Genomic DNA, 17,830 nt, shown 5'->3' with positions numbered 1-17,830 from the left:
ATTGTTTTGTGGCAATTAAGCGCTCGCTCTATTAGTAAATTTGGTACGGTAAGATTGGGGAGACATCTTCATGTGTTTTTTGAAAACTGTGGAAAAGTACTGACTTGTTGAAAATCCACAAGTATAGGCAATTTGAGACGCACTTAGATCAACCGATTCTCTGAGCATTTGACATGCTTTTTCCAATCGTTTCTGAGTAAGTACTTGCATCGGAGTAAGGTTGGTGAGAGTTTTGCAATGATGAGTAAATCTCGTCGTTCCTAGTCCTGAAGAAGCAGCCATTTCTTCTATTGTCCAAGGGTAAGCAGGGTCATTGCTAAGCTCATCAATAAATTGTTTGGCAGACCTCATACTGTCAGTAAGTGACTCATTAAGTATTAATTTACCTCTATCAAACATTTCAAGAATCAGAATCAATAATTCATTGATGTACAGACGGATTTTGGATGATGAAGAACCTCTGTTGTCAGTAATTAATGTTTTGTTGATTTTTTTAAAGCAATCTTTAATTTCTGGAGTGGCTTTCCATACTGGCTGTTCGTTTTGACGAATAGATAATGTAAGTCTGTCTAGATCCTCTTGAGAAAGCATAATCCAATCAGGCCATTCCCAAGTTTGGTGAGGGCGACGGACACCTACATCAATGATAATCCAATAGAATTTTCCGATACCCACCTCAGGGTTTCCAACTTTGTGTTGCTGCCAAGGTCGAGTTATTGTAAAGTCTCCAGCAGAAAGCTCCATTTCTTGTCCTTCTACCCCATAGGGCATTTTGCCAGACTCCAATAAATGAAACTCTACACCTTCATTTCGATGCCAGTCAAGTCCCCAATCTTGATCACGATTAGCATTCCAATACCCAATAGTATTGAGGCCTTCAGTTGCTTCAGTAAGACGATCTCCTGGATAAGAGTGTCTACCTAATGCTTTAAACTCTACCATACCTCTGTCTCTAGCGTCTACTAAAGGCCCGCAATTATCAGCATAGAATATAGATCCATTCTCGCCTTTGAACGGCGTGATACTCTGTTTAATATCATCCATTGTGAAATTATGAACAGTTAAACTTACTCGAAATATTAATTTGTAGTGAGTATAGAACGGTTTTAGCTCTGTAAAGATAAGAGTGTTCGTTTTTATACAAAGTGATAAGACATAAATAATTGTGAACATGACATCCAATCAATCCCAGTCGAGGTTGTTCAATGCAAGTTGCATTGCCCTCGTGGTGACGGCAATGACCTTTGCCATTAGAGCCAAATTAGAAGAAGTATTTATGACAGATTACGGTCTTACAAGTGAGCAAATAGGTTTTGCTTTTGGACCTGCGTTTTGGGGATTTACCCTTGCTATGATCATAGGAGGTCCTTTGGTTGACTATTTTGGTATGAAAAGAATTTTAAATCTCGCAGTAATAGGACACCTAGGAGGAATTGTACTTACATTGATAGCTAGAGATTTTTGGACATTATTTGCTGGCACCACTCTTATTGGTATCGGAAACGGTATGGTTGAAGCTGCATGTAATCCGCTGATTGCGACACTTTTCCCTGATAACAAGACCAAAATGCTAAACAGGTTTCATGTTTGGTTTCCAGGTGGAATAGTTATAGGAAGTGTAGCAGGGTTTTTAATAATGGATTTACTCGGGCTCAACTGGATGATACTGGTAAGTGTATTGTTTATTCCATTGACAGCCTATGCTATAATGATAGTAGGTCAAGAATTTCCACAAACAGAACGAGTAAATCTGGGAGTTTCGAATAAGGATATGTTCAAAGCCTGTCTTTCACCGCTATTTATAGTAATCCTACTCTGTATGTTTTTAACAGCAGCTACAGAACTAGGTACAGGTCAGAGGATATCTTCTCTTTTGGGAGAGTCTGGTGTGGCACCACTTTTGATTTTGGCATTTGTAAATGGTATTATGGCTCTTGGAAGGCTATTTGCGGGTGAGATTGTCCATAGAATCAATATAACCTCAATGCTTTTCTTCTCTGCTATATTTTCATTCGTAGGTCTAATACTGATGAGCTATACTTCTGGTACTATGGTTTTTGTTTCAGCTGGTGTCTTTGCAATAGGAGTGTGCTATTTCTGGCCGACAATGCTAAGTTTTGTAGCTGAGAAAATACCTCAAAGCGGAGCACTTGGACTATCACTTATGGGAGGAGCAGGAATGTTATCTGTATCGGTTGTTCTTCCGATCATGGGGAGTTTTATGGATTCTGATATGACAGGAGCCGATACTTTGAGATTGATGTCAGTTCTCCCAGCTATTCTAATCGTAGCATTTGGTGCTCTGAGTATTGTGATAAAGAAAGGTAAAGTGCAAGCAGTTTAAATTGAATAAATATTTAGCCATAATTAATGGTCACAAATAAAATGAAGAATAGAAAAATTAGAATGGGAATGGTTGGTGGAGGCATAGGAGCCTTTATCGGAGCTGTTCACAGAATGGCTGCCAATTTGGATGGGCAGATAGAATTAGTATGCGGTGCATTCAGCAGCGACCATAAAAAATGCATAGATTCTGGAGCAGAGTTGTTTCTTCCACCAGAGAGATGTTATGCTACGTTCGAAGAAATGATGACTATGGAAGCTAGTTTACCTGAAGGGGAAAGAATGGATATTGTATCTATTGTTACACCGAATCATATGCACTATGCTCCTGCAAAGGCAGCCTTGGAAAATGGTTTTCCAGTTATAATCGATAAACCACTGTCTTTTACTTTGAATGAAGCCTTGAGTCTAAAAGCCTTAGTGGAGGAAACAGGTTTGCCATTTGCATTAACCCATACTTACACTGGTTACCCTATGGTCAAACAGGCTAAGGCAATGATCAAAAATGGTGAGCTGGGCAAAATAAAAAAAATAGCAGTTGAGTATCCACAAGGTTGGCTGACTGATAAGCTTGAAGATTCAGATCAGAAACAGGCTGCTTGGAGAACAGATCCAAATCGGAGTGGTAAAAGTGGTTGTTATGGGGATATCGGTACGCATGCCGCGAATATGGCAGAGTACGTTAGTGGTTTGAAAATCACAAAAGTGCTTTCTCAGCTCACTACTGTGGTTGAAGGAAGATTGCTCGATGATGATGCCAATGTCTTACTTGAGTTAGAGGGAGGTGTACCAGGGGTACTTTTTGCGTCACAAATTTCTGCTGGTGAAGAAAATGGAATCAAAGTAAGAGTCTATGGTGAAAAAGGAGGAATTGAATGGACACAAGAGGATAACAATTCTTTGTTAGTTAAATGGCATGGAGAACCCGCTCAGAAACTAAGAGCAGGAGGGAATCACAGTTATCTATTACCAGAGGCTTTGGCGCATTTACGAACTCCTGGAGGACATCCAGAAGGGTATTTAGAAGCATTCGCCAACATCTATAGAAATTTTGCCAATGCGGTGAGAGCAGATTATGCTGGTGATGATCATGATTCAGTATTAGATTATCCAAGTGTAGAAGATGGTGTTCATGGTATGGCATTGGTAGACGCGGTTGTTGAGTCTACAGAGAAAGGTAACGTTTGGGTAGAACCCAAGTATTAGAGGATAGGTTTAAGCTTTCAAGGCTTAACGATTGCTAATCTTAGAATTTTAAAACTAATTGAAAATGAAGACAATTAAAGGACCTGCAATATTTCTTGCTCAGTTCATGGGAGATGAATCTCCATTTAATAATCTTAAAAATATATGTGAATGGGTAGCAGGATTGGGTTACAAAGCTGTACAACTTCCTGCATGGGATTCTAGAGTAATAGATATAGAGAAGGCAGGTCAGAGTAAGGACTATTGTGATGATATTAAAGGTATCGTAAATGAAGCAGGGCTTGAAGTGTCAGAATTAGCTACACATTTACAAGGTCAATTAGTAGCCGTTCACCCAGCATATGATAGTATGTTTGATGGATTCGCTCCTGAGAGTGTTCATGGAAATCCAGAAGCTAGAACAGAGTGGGCGGTAAATCAAATGAAGGCTACAGCGTCTGCTAGTAGACATATGGGGATAGACGTGATGGCTTCGTTCTCAGGTTCTTTATTATTTCATACTGTATACCCGTGGCCCCAAAGGCCTGCTGGTTTGGTAGAAGAAGGGTTTAAAGAATTAGCCAATAGATGGATGCCGATTTTAGATCATTGTAAAGATCAAGGGGTAGAAGTATGTTATGAAATTCACCCTGGTGAAGACTTGCATGACGGAGTTACTTTTGAACGATTCCTCAAAGCTACCGGTAATCATGAGAGTGTAAAGATTCTTTATGATCCGAGCCATTTTGTTCTTCAGCAGTTGGACTACCTTCAATATATTGATTTTTATCACGAGTACATTAGAATGTTTCATGTGAAGGATGCTGAATTCAATGCCACAGGTAAGTCCGGAGTATATGGAGGATATCAAGACTGGGCTGACAGACCTGGAAGATTTCGTTCATTAGGAGATGGTCAAGTTGACTTCAAAAGTATATTTAGCAAACTAAGTCAATATGGTTTTGATGGATGGGCAGTGCTTGAGTGGGAGTGTTGTATCAAGTCTCCTGAACAAGGAGCAACTGAAGGTGCTCCTTTTATTAAAGATCACATCATTGAAGTGACAGAAAAAACTTTTGATGATTTCGCGGGAGGTGAAGTTGATAAAAAGCACCTAAGAGATATTTTAGGTGTAAAGTAGAAATTACTGTAGGAGGCTTATCGTTGATTAAGTCTCCTTGTAGTTAGATTCGTGGCATGAAGCAGAAGATAATTTATGGAGTATTGGCTGTCGTATTTGCCTTATTCGCAATTGTTCAGTTAAATGACCCTGACCCAATTAAATGGGTAGCTATGTATACTTTAGTGAGTATTTTATTTGTGATTCGAATCTTTGGGTTAAAAAATAAATCATTGACTTTGGTAGTAATGTTAGTCTTATTAGGTTTTTCACTTTTCTACATTCCCGGCTTTTTAGAATATTTGGTTCAGCCCAATAAAAATGAAATTATTGGAGAAATGGTTTATGAGAAACCTTACATAGAAGAAACAAGAGAGTTTCTAGGTTTATGGATAGCAGCTGGTGCTATTTTTTACTTGTACAAAAAGAGCTGAAACATAGCAACTGGATAAAATACTTATCCAGTTGCTACTAACTAATTTTATAGTTTACGTAAGTATTCTAGAATTCCCTCTTTTTCACTTTCACCCTTAGGTCTTATGACCATGAGAGGCAGTTCACTGTCTAGTGCAATCATCCTTTCGGCTTTGCTACTAATAAATAGTGAGGTGGACTTAGTTCTACCTTTTGCTCCTATGACAATTCCTCCAGCTTTTATTTTTTTAGCTGTACTGTAGATTTGATCTATTACATTATCGAATCGATCCAGTGTATGAATAGGCTTAATAGTGATGTTTGTGGGCTTCACTTTCTTTAAGAATTTGTCGAAATCTTTAGATACTTTTTCGAGCATGTATTTGGCAAATTCCTTGTAGCTTTTACCTGTGTAATGATATCCTGATGGGACCTGATACACGTTTTGAGCTACGACTTTAATTTTTTGCTCAGACTTTTCAGCGAGATGAAGTGTTTGATTTAAGGAAACCAAAGCTCCATCTGAGAAGTCAACTGGGACTAAAAGTTTCTTGAGATTTGGATCATAACCAGAAGGGAGAATAAGTAATGAACAAGCTGCTCGTCTCGCAATTCTGTTAATACTAATGCCGCCACCTTTGACTTCATTTTTTCTACCCATCACAATCAGATCAGCATCCATCTCAGCACTATATCTTAATATGGATTTGGTGATACTACCAGGGAAAACTTTAAGAGTGATTTTTGTATCGTCATTAAAAAAGTACTGATCTACCTTTCTTTGGATTTCTTTCTTACGATCATTGATTGAATCATTGATGATGTTGGGAAATTCCTTCAATACACTTCCGGGTAAGTTTATTTCCTTGATGACATATATAAAATGTACTTCCTTAGACTCAGATAGTTTACTAACCAAGGATGCGGCTGTAAGAATTTCAGAATCAATATCTGTGTTATCAATACAGACTAGTATTTTATCAAAAGTATCCATTTTGTAATGTTGTTCGATTAAAACTCTAGGTCGTTTATGGTGTCAACTAACATTTCCATTTGTTCTTTTGAGTGTGTAGGAAAATTAGCTATTCGGATATGTTGACCTTTGAATTGACTGTATCCACCTCCAACAATTAGTCCTTTTTCTGCTAACTTATTCATCAATTCAGTTGCTCCATTTTCTACCTCAGCTACACCAACAGTTTGAGACCTGTATTGTTTTTCTTTTACGAATGGAGATAACTTCTCATGTTTTTCAAATAAGTCATAGATCAGAACACTCTTATATTTAGCCTCGTTTCTAATTTGGTCTACTCCTTTATTTACCATGTCTTGAGTTATTTTACCTAAGAGATAAATATTCATTACGTTAGGTGTGCAACTGGTTTGATGCTTCAGGCCAAACTTGTGAACATTCAGGATACTATTATATGTATCATGAAATTTGCCAGTAGCCTTTAGTTGTTCTGCTTTTTCCAGACATCTATCATTGTAAATCCATACTCCTAGACCAGAGGGTAAACCAAAACACTTTTGCACCGAGAAGTATAACATATCAACATTATTGATATCTACTGCTGCTGTAGGTAGAGAGCTTACACCATCTAGGGCTATTAAAGTATCAGGATAGTTGTTTCTTAGTTTTTCAATAGCTTCTATAGGAATCCATGCTCCAGTACTGGTCTCGTTTTGGGCTAAGGTTATTAACTCAGTCCCTTCAGGAATGATCGCAGTAGTAATATCATTGTTTGAACCAAGTTCAGCGTTTTGAGCTATGGCTTCCTTACCTTGTGCAATTGCTGCTTTGTAATATTTTTCTGAGAATGAACCATTCACAAAATGGTATGTCTTAGTAGATACTAAATTTTCAATTGATCTAGCCCATATTTCTGTGGCCGAAGACATAAAGCCAATATGATATCCTTCAGGGATATTCAGAAGCTCTTTTAGTGCTTCTTCTGTAGCTTGTTGTATCGCTACATATTCTTTACTTCTATGGCTGATAGAGGCTACACCCTGTTTAAGCGCATTTGAAATATGTTGCTCGACGGTAAAGTATAACTCTGAAGGGCCAGGAGTGAAAAAAATTCTTTTCATCTAAATATCTCTAATATTTCGTGGTACCTATGGTACCGTTTCTCTAATGGTATATCTTTGTAACTGCTTTGAGCAATAGTTATAAACCTGATGCTTATAAAACGTACGAGCGACTCTGGTGCCTAGAGCGTGCCCCTCACGGGGATTGTCGAATCATTTGGATAGCTCAAATCTTTACTATTAGAGGTTTATACAACCGTCTCAAAGTATTCCCGACCCATTGGGTCGGGATTTTTTACTTTAGTAAAGAACTCTGAATCTTATTGTTCCTTCTATCTTTTTTAGTTCTTTGATTACATCTTTGTCGTAATCTTTATTGATATCAGTTATTACATATCCAATATCTTCATTAGTTTTCAAATATTGACCTACCACATTAATATTTCCACTTGCTAGAGTATTCGTGATTTTTGCTAACACTCCCGGTTGATTTTGATGTACATGAATAAATCTGTGGGCATCTACCAATTTAGGCAATGTCAAATTAGGGAAATTAACACTTGTTTGAGTAGAACCAGAATTGATATAGTCTATGATCTTATTCGGTACGAATTCTGCAATATTTTCTTGCGCTTCCAAAGTTGATCCACCAATATGAGGAGTTAATATCACATTCGGTAACCCTCTTAATTCAGATATGAATTCATGATTATTACTCAATGGTTCTTCTGGAAAAACATCTACTCCAGTACCAATTATCTTTCCAGATTCAATGTTCTTCTTTAGTTCTTGAATATCTACAACATGACCTCTTGATAAGTTTAAGAAAATCATACCATCTTTCATTTTTTCAAACTCAGCTTTACCTATGATATTTTTATTGGTTTTTCTACCATCCACGTGCAGAGAAATAATATCAACTGTAGATAGTAGGTCATCAAGAGATTTACATTTGATAGCGTTACCTATTGCAAGTTTTTCATCTAAATCATAGTAGTATACTTGAATACCCATAGATTCAGCAAGAATAGAAAGTTGTTTACCAATATTGCCATATCCTATGATACCAAGCTTTTTGCCTCTAATTTCAAATGCATTAGTAGCTGATTTTTTCCACTTTCCTGAATGCATAGAAGAGATTTTGTCAGGAAGATTTCTAATCAAAAGAATCATTTCTGCGATAGCAAGTTCTACCACAGATCTGGTATTGCTGTATGGAGCGTTGAAAACAATTATACCTTTCTTAGTCGCTTCGGCTAAATCAATTTGATTTGTTCCAATACAAAACGCTCCAATAGCCATTAACCTTTCGGCACTGTCTAAAACTTTCTTAGTTATATTGGTTTTTGATCTGATACCAATAATGGAAACATCTTTAATCCTCTCACACAATTCCTCCTCAGTCATTCCAGCCGAATGAATCTCAAGCTGGTATCCTTCTTCTTCCACTATTTTGGAAGCATTAGGGTGAATGTTTTCAAGTAATAAAACTTTGATCTTGTTTTTTGGATAAGATAGTTTGCCTTCCATATTGTTATGATATAAAATTTCGTCTAGTGACTCAGCAACGTAGTCAGCGACTTCAATTACTTTTTCTCTTTTTACATTTTCAGTAAATGCATAAAACCTGTCCGCCTTTCCAGCTTTTCTGATTTCGTAGTCATTGTATCCGTCTCCGATTACGTAGATATCTCCTTCCAAGTTGAGAGATTCTACTAATCTCGGCTTTCCGCCACTTTCTGACAAAATGTTGTCATAATCGAACCCCACGATGTTTTCTTCATCATCAAATTCAAAAGTATTGGCATGAACATGATCTGGTTTGATGCCATACTCTGTAACAACTGGTACAATGAATTCTTTGAACCCATTCGATAAAATAAAAACATTGTCCTTGTGCTTCTCAATGAACTCCCTGTTTCTGACAAATGACTTAGAGACAAGTTTTTTTAGTTCTTCTATAAGTAATGGAATGTGCTTCTTTTTTGCATGTAAAAGCTTTATTCTTCTTTCTAAAGATTCTCTGAAAGATAGGTCACCTCCCATTGCTTGATTGGTGATGTCTGCAATTTGTTGAAGGTTTGATTCCTTCAATTTTGTATCACTTAACGTAATCTCACATAGTACGTCCAAAGCTTCAACTTGGGTAAATGTACTATCAAAATCAATTACAAAATTTTTAGTCGCTGCCTTTGTCATTCGTAGTTTATCGAATAATTAAGAGCACTCAAAACGTGTACATTATGGGTGCTTAATTTTGGAACGCAAAAATATTTTTATTGTACCAATAAACCCTCTTTATTATAAGTTTTCTGAGGTAGATATAAGAAAATTGAATAAGTGCCGAGATAAGCTATGTTTAGCCAGACAGAAAATTGGCTTAATGCCAAAGGTTCCTCTTTAAAGAAGCGTCAATTATCGTATATTAGTTTGAATTAAATGGATAGAGGTTAATTTAGCCTTTCGAACGATATTAATCGCTCAAAACAATTCCATAAACTGACTAAACATGGGTATTCTAGATTTAATAACTCTACTCATTTTTCTTGCAGCAGTTTTTACGCTGCTCAATATTACTCTTCTGAAACTTCCTTCAACGATAGGGTTGATGGCTATAGCACTATTGTCATCAGTGGTAATTGTACTATTAGGTATGGTTTTTCCTTCAATTCTTAACGGAGCAAGCCATATTGTAGAGGAGTTTGATTTCAAAGAAGTGCTTTTAAATGTTATGCTAAACTTCTTACTGTTTGCCGGAGCATTATCGGTGGATCTTAGCAAACTTCTAGAAGAAAGGGTGCCTGTATTAGTTTTGGCTACCTTAGGTACATTGATGTCGACCTTCATAGTGGGCTATTTAATGTACTATGCTTTTCCGATGATTGGTGTTGAAGTAGAATTAATCTACTGCTTGTTATTTGGAGCACTCATTTCACCAACTGATCCTATTGCCGTTCTAGCATTGGTTAAAAAATTCGGAGTTTCTAAGAATCTTGAAATAAAAATTGCAGGAGAATCATTGTTTAATGACGGTGTAGGTGTTGTGATTTTTTTAACTATATCTGCCATAGCTGAGTCTATGATGGGAGGAGGTGGAGAGCATGCCGCGCATCATGTTGATACTTCAATTTTTGGAATAGCTAAGTTATTTGGTCAGGAGGTCTTTGGAGGTGTAGCATTAGGAGTAGGTCTGGGGTATCTTGGTTTTAAGCTTTTGGATTATATTGATAACGACCATGTTGAGTTGGAAGTGTTAGTTACGCTAAGTTTAGTTATGCTAGGAGGAAGGTTAGCAGAATTGTCTCATGTCTCAGGACCTTTAGGCATGGTTGTGATGGGATTATTCATAGGAAACGAAGGACGAAGTGAAAAACTAGCAAATGCAACTGGCGAATATGTGTATAAATTTTGGCACCTTCTTGATGAAGCTTTGAATGCAATTCTATTCATTCTTATTGGACTTGAAGTTATTGTTATTGCACAGGATTTTCAGATGGAATTTTTAATAGTAGCACCTATTGCTATAAGCATTGTATTGTTTGCTCGTTTCTTAGGAGTGGCCATTCCTGTGACTGCTATAGAGAAGATTACGGGGAAAAAATTTGAAGAGAAAAGTATTATAATATTGACGTGGGGCGGTTTAAGAGGTGGAATTTCCGTAGCTTTGGCGCTTTCATTGTCTGATAGTATTCCTGCGAAAGAGATAATTGTAGCAGCTACTTATGCAGTGGTTGTGTTCTCTATTTTGATTCAAGGATTGACGATTGAAAGACTAATAAAGAATTAATTATAACTAATAAAGACATAACTGACTTTTAGATGAAACTTAGTTTAGCAGAAGGATTAATGTTGATAGCTCTTGATGATGAAGAGGGAAGACTCTTGTCAGCAGCTGAGCACACTATTGATCATGGTATTTTAGCTATTTCTGTCTTAGAATTGGCCTTAATCAAAAGACTAGGGTTTTCTGGCGGGAAAATCGTAGTTAAAGATTCTACAGGTACTGGAAATAAAGTATTAGATGGAGTATTAAATGCAATTGGAGGAGGGGGAGACTCTGTTGTAAGTACCATAAAGAAAATTGCTCCACAATTTGATAAAATTCAAGATGACGTTATCGAATTGCTAGTACAGAGGGGTATTTTAAAAGTTGAATCTACCAAGCTTCTATGGATTCCAGTATCTGAAAGAATGGATAATGCAAATTATGCATTTGAGCAAGAAATTAGAGATACTTTAATTAATGTAGTGACTAAAGGTCAGAAAGCATCTCTTGCTATTGTTGTGCTTCTTTCTTCGATAGATAATTGCAAAATATTGAACGAGGTTTTTAGAGATAGTGATCAACTTATAGATGCTGGTAAAATGGCTAAGGATTTGATCAAATCACCTGCGGTTGATGCTGATACTCAAGTTGTACTTGAAGATTTAAAAAACCATTTTGCGACTCTTGGTTAAGAGAGACCTGTTATTAAGAAATAAAGATGCCGATGAAGTTATTCTTCTTCGGCATTTTTGTTTGTGTAGCGCATACTTTTAGATTTTATCATATTATTCTCCAATAAAGATTCAGTCAAAGATTCCACTTCTTTTAAACCTTGATTAGAAAGTATTTTTTTTTGAAGTTCAAGAATAGTTTTAAGGTAAGCTTTGATAGAGTCTTGATTGGACTTCATATCGTTTCCTTTTAAAGCCATGAATCCAAACCCTTCGTGAGGGTTATTTCTATCTCTTTCTAAAATCAAGTACTTATTTCCATCCACTACTACTTCATCAAAGTGAAAATGAATGTCTTCATGTATTTCACGGAAGTTTGGTCCATAAGATGAATTCACATCTTTATTTTCGACACACCCTGTAAGTAAAAAATACAAACTTGAAAAAACTGCTAAGGTCAACCTGATCATCATGATTGGTGTCTTTCTTTGAAATATCCTTCTTCAATATTGAATGCTTTCTGTATCAACTCGAATGAGTTGCCATTGACAATTATAATTAGGTAGTCGCTTAATTCGATTTCAAAATCCTTAATTGGGTTTTTAATAATTTTTCTATCACCATTTTCGTCTTTTTTGACCATTCCTATCAAAATTCCATTGTACTTTTCTTTGATATCTAGAAAAGCCTCTTGATAATTTTTATTAAGATAAGGGTTGTCATAGGTTACTAAGAACTGTTTGATGTCATAGTCACTAGGAGTGTGCGCAAAAGACATTATATCTTCAGTGTATGATGCCACATCTGGTTCAAACATGTAGCTTGCCAGTATTTTCGAAGAGATTTCGTGTGGAGATATGGCGTTTGTTACTCCGGCATTAATAAAGGTATTCTTTAGGTTTGAATTTTCTAGAGTAACTACGAAGTCTAGATTATTGAAAATCTTCTTCATATTTAAAACAAAAACGAGTTTTTCAGTATCGTCTTTTAAGTTTACAAATACTACCGAACATTTTTCAATGTTAGCTTTTCTCAACATTTCAGTATTTTCAAAGTCGGAGAATAAGGTATAGACTTGTTTTTTACTGTAACGCTCATGGATTATACTAATATCGTCTTTATTATTAGTAACTATGGCTACTTGTTTACTTGCCCCTATGAGTTGTTCGGTGACCAAGTGTCCGAAATCATTCCACCCTATAATAACGACATGGTTTTCGAATAAAGTTCCATTGTATCCAAGCATTTTATTTTGTTTAAAAGTAGTGATAATACTAGCAAATTGACCAATCATGAAACCGTACACACCCATACTTAATATAACAAAAACGTAACTAATTATTCTTCCATAGATGGTGACAGGATAGACGTCACCATATCCTACGGTAGTCAATGTGACTATTGTGTACCAAATGGCATTTGTATAACTAATGATGGCCGATTGATCACTGTCTCGTTCGAAATGAACCAGTAAAGTAATCAGAATAAAATAGATGGCTAAAACTATAATGAAGCCGACTATAAACCGATATATCTTCTGCTTTTCGGAAGTGCTCAATTTCTAGGTGTTGGGATTGAAAAATTGACTCAATATATCCAAAAAACGCAATTAAGAGAACAATTGATCTTGTTTTTAGGCTTGAGCTTCAAATAAGTCTGTTAGTTTTTTGCCAAATCTCTTTTTGAATTGAGTACTAAAGTGACTGACATTTGTTAACCCAACTAACTGAGCTGCTTCAGATGGTGATTCTACTTTACCTTCCACAATTGCTCTATGAGCGAATTGAAATTTAACTTCTTTGATGTATTCGAAAGGAGTGAAATCTGTAAGATTCTTGATCATTCTATAGAATTTCCTTTCGCTGATAGATAGATTATTGGCGAGGAAAGTTACTGTAAGTGTAGGGTCATCAATTCTATCTATAATCATTTTTTCTACTTGATCTACAAGAGATTTTTCGATTCCATTTAAGGTGCTTTTATCATTAATAATTAATGCGTCAGTGTCTTTATTGTTCCATTGACCAATACGCTTTTCTAAATTTTTCAGTCTGGCAATGAGCTCTTCAGAACTAAATGGTTTGTGTAGAAAGTCGTGTACGCCTTGTGCTATGACTCTTAGCTTATCTTCTTCAGACGTTCGAGCCGATATAACCAAGACTGGTATCTTGCTGTAATTGCTATTTTCTTTTAGTTTTTCAAGTAATTCAAACCCGTCAAACCATGGCATCATTAAGTCTGTAATTATAATATCTACATGCTTTGTTTCTAGAGCTTTTAACGCGTCTTTGCCATTGCCAGCCATTATAATACTGTAATATGGCTCGATAATATCAATTATATATTGTCGTACTTCAGGATGGTCTTCAACGATTAAGACGGTCTTTTCATTGATTTTACCTTTCTCGTTTTTAGTTTCATATTTGACGATAGGTCTATCTTCTGTTTCTACAAATTCAATATCCTTGAATAAATCTTGAGCATTTTGACTGAATTCTAAATTATGTTCATTAGATAATTGTGTGTTATCAACATGTTCCAAAGTCAATCTTATCTCAAATTGGGTCCCCTCGTTGATCTTACTTTTTACAGAAATTTTGGCTCCATGTTGATCTATTATTTCTTTGACTAATGCTAACCCAATACCAAAACCTTCCTTTATTTTAAAATTGGAGTTAGGTGCTTGATAGTACCTTTCAAAGATATATGGAAGATTTTCTTCTGGAATACCTGCTCCTGAATCTGCAATGGATAATATCAGTTCACTACCCTCTTTGTCAAGAGAAATAGTAATCGAGTCGTCCTTTTTGCAATGTTTTATCGCATTAGTTAGTAAGTTGAAAAGTACTTTTTCAAAATGCTTTACATCTATTGAAGAAACAGGCGCTTCTTCAAAATTTGTTTTAGAATAGTTGAGTTTAATTCCTTTAACTTCAGCCATTGAGCTGAACATGAGTGTGAATAGGTGCAATAAATCGTCTAAGTTGATATATTCTTTGTTGATTTTTAGACGACCGTCTTCAAGTTTGATAAGTTCATTAATTTCATTGGTTAGGTGAATGATTCGATTTCCGTTTTGAAGACCGGTCTTAAGTTGTCGCTCTGTCTTTGAATTGAGAAATATATCTTCATTTTTAAGAACTTGTTCGATGCTTCCAATGATTAATGAAGTAGGGGTACGCAGATCATGAGATATATTAGAGAAGAATCTCGATTTGGCTTCGTCTAGTTGCCTTAGTTTTTCTGCTTGTTCAGCATTTATTTTTGATAGTCTCTTATTGATTACTAAAGCTCTGTAAATAATTATTGCTATTATAATTAAAAGAACAATACCTGCAATAGAGGAATAGAGCAATATGTTTTGAGCACGAATAGTTTGTGTGTTGATTTCATCTTGTTGCTGTAGAACCAATACTTTGTTTTGAGTATTAGCTCTTACTTCAGTCATTAGTGCAATATTCTTGATTCTTTGTGCTTCTATAGAGTCTTTAGCATAGGAATACTTATCCATGATCTCAATTGCACTTTTATATTCTTTTAGGCCTATGTAAGAATCACGAATGACTCTTGTGAGGCGATCTATCTTTTCATAATTGCTATTCTCAATTGCTAGATTTAAGTATTGATGTCCTATTTTAATAGCCTCTTCAAAGAGAGATCTTTCATAATATGATTCGGCAAATAAGAAGGATGCCTCTAGAGTCTCATCAACGTCCTCTATTTTTTCGTTGAATTTCAAACTTAATTTGAAATTCTCTACGGCATTTTCGAATAACCCTTTATCTACGTAGTATAATGCAAAAAATCTATATACATAAGCAAGATCCCCATAATTCTTATAAGTTAGGGCATATTCAAGTGCTTTGTTAAGATGTTTTTTGGTTAATTCGAGTTCGTTTTTTTCACGATATATCATCGCTAATGTAACATATTCATGAGCAAGGTTTACATCAGAGTCAGTCCCTTTTTTTATTACTTTTTGATAAGAATGAATAGCGTTATCTAAATCATCAATGGCATAATATACCATAGCAATATTGGATTCATTAACTCTGTGCAACCTACTCTCTTTTTTATTACTTAAAATTTCTCGTTGCTCAAGATAGTAATCTAGAGAAATGCCAAATTCTTTAAATTCAAAATAACAGTTTCCAAGTCTTCCATATATCTCTGCTCTATCTAATGAATTTAACTTTGGACCTTCAGCATGCCTGAGTAAAGCAAGATATCTATGAATTGCTTCCTGAAAATTGCTACAGTTATAAAAGTGTTCAGTCGTGAGATGAAGAAATTTTACGAAGTTCTTGCTTTTTTTGTCTAAGCTAGGATTAGACTCAATTTGGTAGATAATATTACTTATTTCGTTACAAGATAGACTGTTTTGGAGAGAGTCTAGGAAAAGGTTATTGAAGGTATCTATTTTTAAAGTCGATTGGGCGGTGGAATTAAAGACTGCTAATAAAAATGCAAGAAAAACGGATGATATGAATTTCAAAATCTTGAAGGGTAATTATTTTAAATAGATATAGGTTAGGTCATTACTGCTTTAGCCTTTAGAGCTGTTCTCTTCAGAATCACATTCCTGCTCTTCTCCTCTTGTTTTTGGCTTTGGATTTGCTTTTCCTTTATTCTTTTCAATAGCTGCGTTAAAATGTTTCATAATTAATTTGTATTTATTTTTCTCAATACTCGAAATTAATGCATAAGTGATCAAAATACAGTTTTGTGTTAAAAATTGTAGGAAACTTTTCTCATTTAAATCAGTAGGATTATTCTTAAACTTGCATTCTTCTTTAAATAAAGAAATATGAAAAGAATAATTATAATTATGCTAATGTTTGTGTCTGCCAAACTTTTAGCAGAGCCTGAACAATATGATATCAAGATAACTGTAGAAGGCTTAGAGGATTCAGTAGCTTATCTAGGTTATCATTTTGGAGAGAAGAAGTATTTACTAGATACTTCAATGGTGAATACCGGTGGGAAGGTGCGATTCGATGGACAAAAGGAAATCCCATCAGGTGTTTATTTCCTGTACAGTAAAAATCTATACATGGAGTTTTTGGTCGATGAGAAGGATTTTTCTCTAGATACTAAGAAACAGGATATGTATGGTAGTATGACAGTTACTGGTTCTCAGAGTAATGAAGCTTTCAAGAGTTTTCAACTTTTCATGATTTCACATCAAAAGAAAGTTAATGAATTGACTGCAGGTCTTGATAGTTCTTCGACTAAGTCCGATTCTACGTTGGTCTATGATCAAGTAAAAGAATTAAATACAGCTAACAGTGAAGAACGGGAAAGGCTTAAGCAAGTAAATAAAGATAATCTCGTAGGTCAAATATTGACCATGATGGATATGTCTCCGGGAATGAAATTTAGCAGTGAATCTCTTTCAGCTGAGGAGAGGAGAGAAGAGTACAATATTTTCAGAAAAGAGTATTTTGATGATGTTGATTTTCAATCTCAAGGGACCTTAAGAACTCCACTATTTCATAAAAAACTGTTGGAGTATGTGGATAGGGTAGTGGTTCAAAATCCAGATTCTATCATATCTGCTGTGGATGAACTACTGCTTAGGTCTCAAGGAAATGAAGAAATGTATAGGTACATCATGGTCGTAATGTTTCAAAAGTATCAAAATCCCAAGATCATGGGTATGGATAAAGTATTTGTTCACTTAAGCGACGAATATTATTTGAAAGGTAAAGCTTCTTGGGCGGATAGTGCTATGATAGCAGAGTTGAAAGGTGAAATGAAGTTTCATCGTGAAAATCAAATGGGCATGCAAGCACCGTATATAGCTTTAGTAGATACTTTGGACAAGCCAGTGAGGTTGTATCACGTTCAGTCCGAGTATACGGTTTTATATTTTTATAGTCCAACTTGTGGTCATTGTAAGAAGAAAACTCCAGTTTTGAAAGAAGTATATGATCGTATCAAGTCTAAAGGAGTGGAGGTCGTAGCTGTTTGTACAGATACTGACATTCCGAAGTGGAAAGAGTTTATTAAGGATCTAGATTTGAACTGGTTAAATTATGGTGATCCTCATTTAAGAAGTAATTTTAGAGTACAATACAACGTCAGGAGTACGCCTGTGATGTATGTATTAGATAAAGATAAAAAGATAATAGCTAAGAAGATCGATGTGGATCAACTAGAAGGGTTTATCAATGATCAAATTAGACTTAAAGAAAGAAAGAAGAGCTAGTAAGGAATTAACTTATAAGAATTAGCATCAGTTTTTTGTCGATATCGACGTAATTGATTTACTTTCGACTCGGCATTTTAAAATAA

14 protein-coding genes are annotated in these 17,830 nt (G+C 35.5%); 7 read left to right on the top strand and 7 right to left on the bottom strand.

What is annotated here, in order from left to right:
* Positions 1-15: 15 nt before the first annotated feature.
* Positions 16-1,044 carry an AraC family transcriptional regulator gene (locus DKG80_RS06015; protein WP_109830417.1) on the bottom strand — a complete coding sequence of 343 codons (1,029 nt, stop codon included), beginning with the start codon at positions 1,042-1,044 and terminating at the stop codon, positions 16-18.
* 127 nt (positions 1,045-1,171) lie between these two features.
* Here DKG80_RS06015 and DKG80_RS06010 point away from each other — a divergent pair, with 127 nt between their 5' ends.
* The 4 genes from DKG80_RS06010 to DKG80_RS05995 all read left to right on the top strand — a co-directional run bounded on the left by DKG80_RS06010 (position 1,172) and on the right by DKG80_RS05995 (position 5,082).
* Positions 1,172-2,344: an MFS transporter gene (locus tag DKG80_RS06010; protein ID WP_109830416.1), complete on the top strand. Its 1,173-nt coding sequence runs from the start codon at positions 1,172-1,174 to the stop codon at positions 2,342-2,344.
* 41 nt (positions 2,345-2,385) lie between these two features.
* Positions 2,386-3,549, top strand: a complete 1,164-nt coding sequence (locus DKG80_RS06005) for a Gfo/Idh/MocA family protein (protein ID WP_245906967.1) — start codon at positions 2,386-2,388, stop codon at positions 3,547-3,549.
* Between the two features lie 64 nt (positions 3,550-3,613).
* A complete protein-coding gene (locus tag DKG80_RS06000; RefSeq protein ID WP_109830415.1) occupies positions 3,614-4,669 on the top strand; it encodes a sugar phosphate isomerase/epimerase family protein in 1,056 nt (351 codons plus the stop codon).
* Positions 4,670-4,725: 56 nt separating this feature from the next.
* Entirely contained in the window at positions 4,726-5,082 is a 357-nt protein-coding gene (locus DKG80_RS05995) for a transmembrane 220 family protein (protein WP_109830414.1), read from the top strand.
* A gap of 47 nt (positions 5,083-5,129) precedes the next feature.
* Here DKG80_RS05995 and DKG80_RS05990 read toward each other — a convergent pair whose 3' ends face one another.
* From DKG80_RS05990 to serA, 3 genes are all read right to left on the bottom strand, one after another.
* Positions 5,130-6,056 (bottom strand): universal stress protein, encoded by a 927-nt coding sequence (locus DKG80_RS05990; protein ID WP_109830413.1) that lies wholly within the window; start codon positions 6,054-6,056, stop codon positions 5,130-5,132.
* A 17-nt stretch (positions 6,057-6,073) separates the two neighbouring features.
* Positions 6,074-7,156 (bottom strand): aminotransferase class V-fold PLP-dependent enzyme, encoded by a 1,083-nt coding sequence (locus tag DKG80_RS05985; protein ID WP_109830412.1) that lies wholly within the window; start codon positions 7,154-7,156, stop codon positions 6,074-6,076.
* Positions 7,157-7,396: 240 nt separating this feature from the next.
* Positions 7,397-9,295, bottom strand: coding sequence for a phosphoglycerate dehydrogenase (gene serA, locus DKG80_RS05980; protein WP_109830411.1), 1,899 nt, complete (start codon positions 9,293-9,295; stop codon positions 7,397-7,399).
* A gap of 310 nt (positions 9,296-9,605) precedes the next feature.
* Between serA and DKG80_RS05975 the strand changes: the two genes are divergently transcribed.
* Together DKG80_RS05975 and DKG80_RS05970 are read left to right on the top strand one after the other, a co-directional pair.
* Positions 9,606-10,883, top strand: coding sequence for a cation:proton antiporter (locus DKG80_RS05975; RefSeq protein ID WP_109830410.1), 1,278 nt, complete (start codon positions 9,606-9,608; stop codon positions 10,881-10,883).
* Between the two features lie 32 nt (positions 10,884-10,915).
* Positions 10,916-11,554 carry a GOLPH3/VPS74 family protein gene (locus DKG80_RS05970; protein WP_109830409.1) on the top strand — a complete coding sequence of 213 codons (639 nt, stop codon included), beginning with the start codon at positions 10,916-10,918 and terminating at the stop codon, positions 11,552-11,554.
* 38 nt (positions 11,555-11,592) lie between these two features.
* Here the strand turns inward: DKG80_RS05970 and DKG80_RS05965 are convergent, their stop codons facing one another.
* The 3 genes from DKG80_RS05965 to DKG80_RS05955 all read right to left on the bottom strand — a co-directional run bounded on the left by DKG80_RS05965 (position 11,593) and on the right by DKG80_RS05955 (position 16,028).
* A complete protein-coding gene (locus DKG80_RS05965) occupies positions 11,593-12,006 on the bottom strand; it encodes a hypothetical protein (RefSeq protein WP_109830408.1) in 414 nt (137 codons plus the stop codon).
* A complete protein-coding gene (locus tag DKG80_RS05960; RefSeq protein WP_109830407.1) occupies positions 12,003-13,091 on the bottom strand; it encodes a potassium channel family protein in 1,089 nt (362 codons plus the stop codon). The genes DKG80_RS05965 and DKG80_RS05960 overlap by 4 nt, the downstream gene beginning before the upstream one ends.
* Positions 13,092-13,166: 75 nt before the next feature.
* Complete coding sequence (locus DKG80_RS05955; RefSeq protein WP_109830406.1) at positions 13,167-16,028, bottom strand: hybrid sensor histidine kinase/response regulator transcription factor; 2,862 nt, start codon at positions 16,026-16,028, stop codon at positions 13,167-13,169.
* A 312-nt stretch (positions 16,029-16,340) separates the two neighbouring features.
* Here DKG80_RS05955 and DKG80_RS05950 point away from each other — a divergent pair, with 312 nt between their 5' ends.
* The gene (locus tag DKG80_RS05950) at positions 16,341-17,744 is read left to right on the top strand and encodes a TlpA family protein disulfide reductase (RefSeq protein ID WP_109830405.1); all 1,404 of its coding nucleotides are present in this window, start codon (positions 16,341-16,343) and stop codon (positions 17,742-17,744) included.
* Positions 17,745-17,830: the final 86 nt, after the last annotated feature.

Source organism: Reichenbachiella versicolor, from assembly GCF_003171675.1.
In the GTDB taxonomy this organism is placed as follows: Bacteria; Bacteroidota; Bacteroidia; order Cytophagales; family Cyclobacteriaceae; genus Reichenbachiella; species Reichenbachiella versicolor.
Note: the sequence above shows the minus strand (reverse complement) of the source record. Positions and strands in the feature narration are given on the sequence as shown.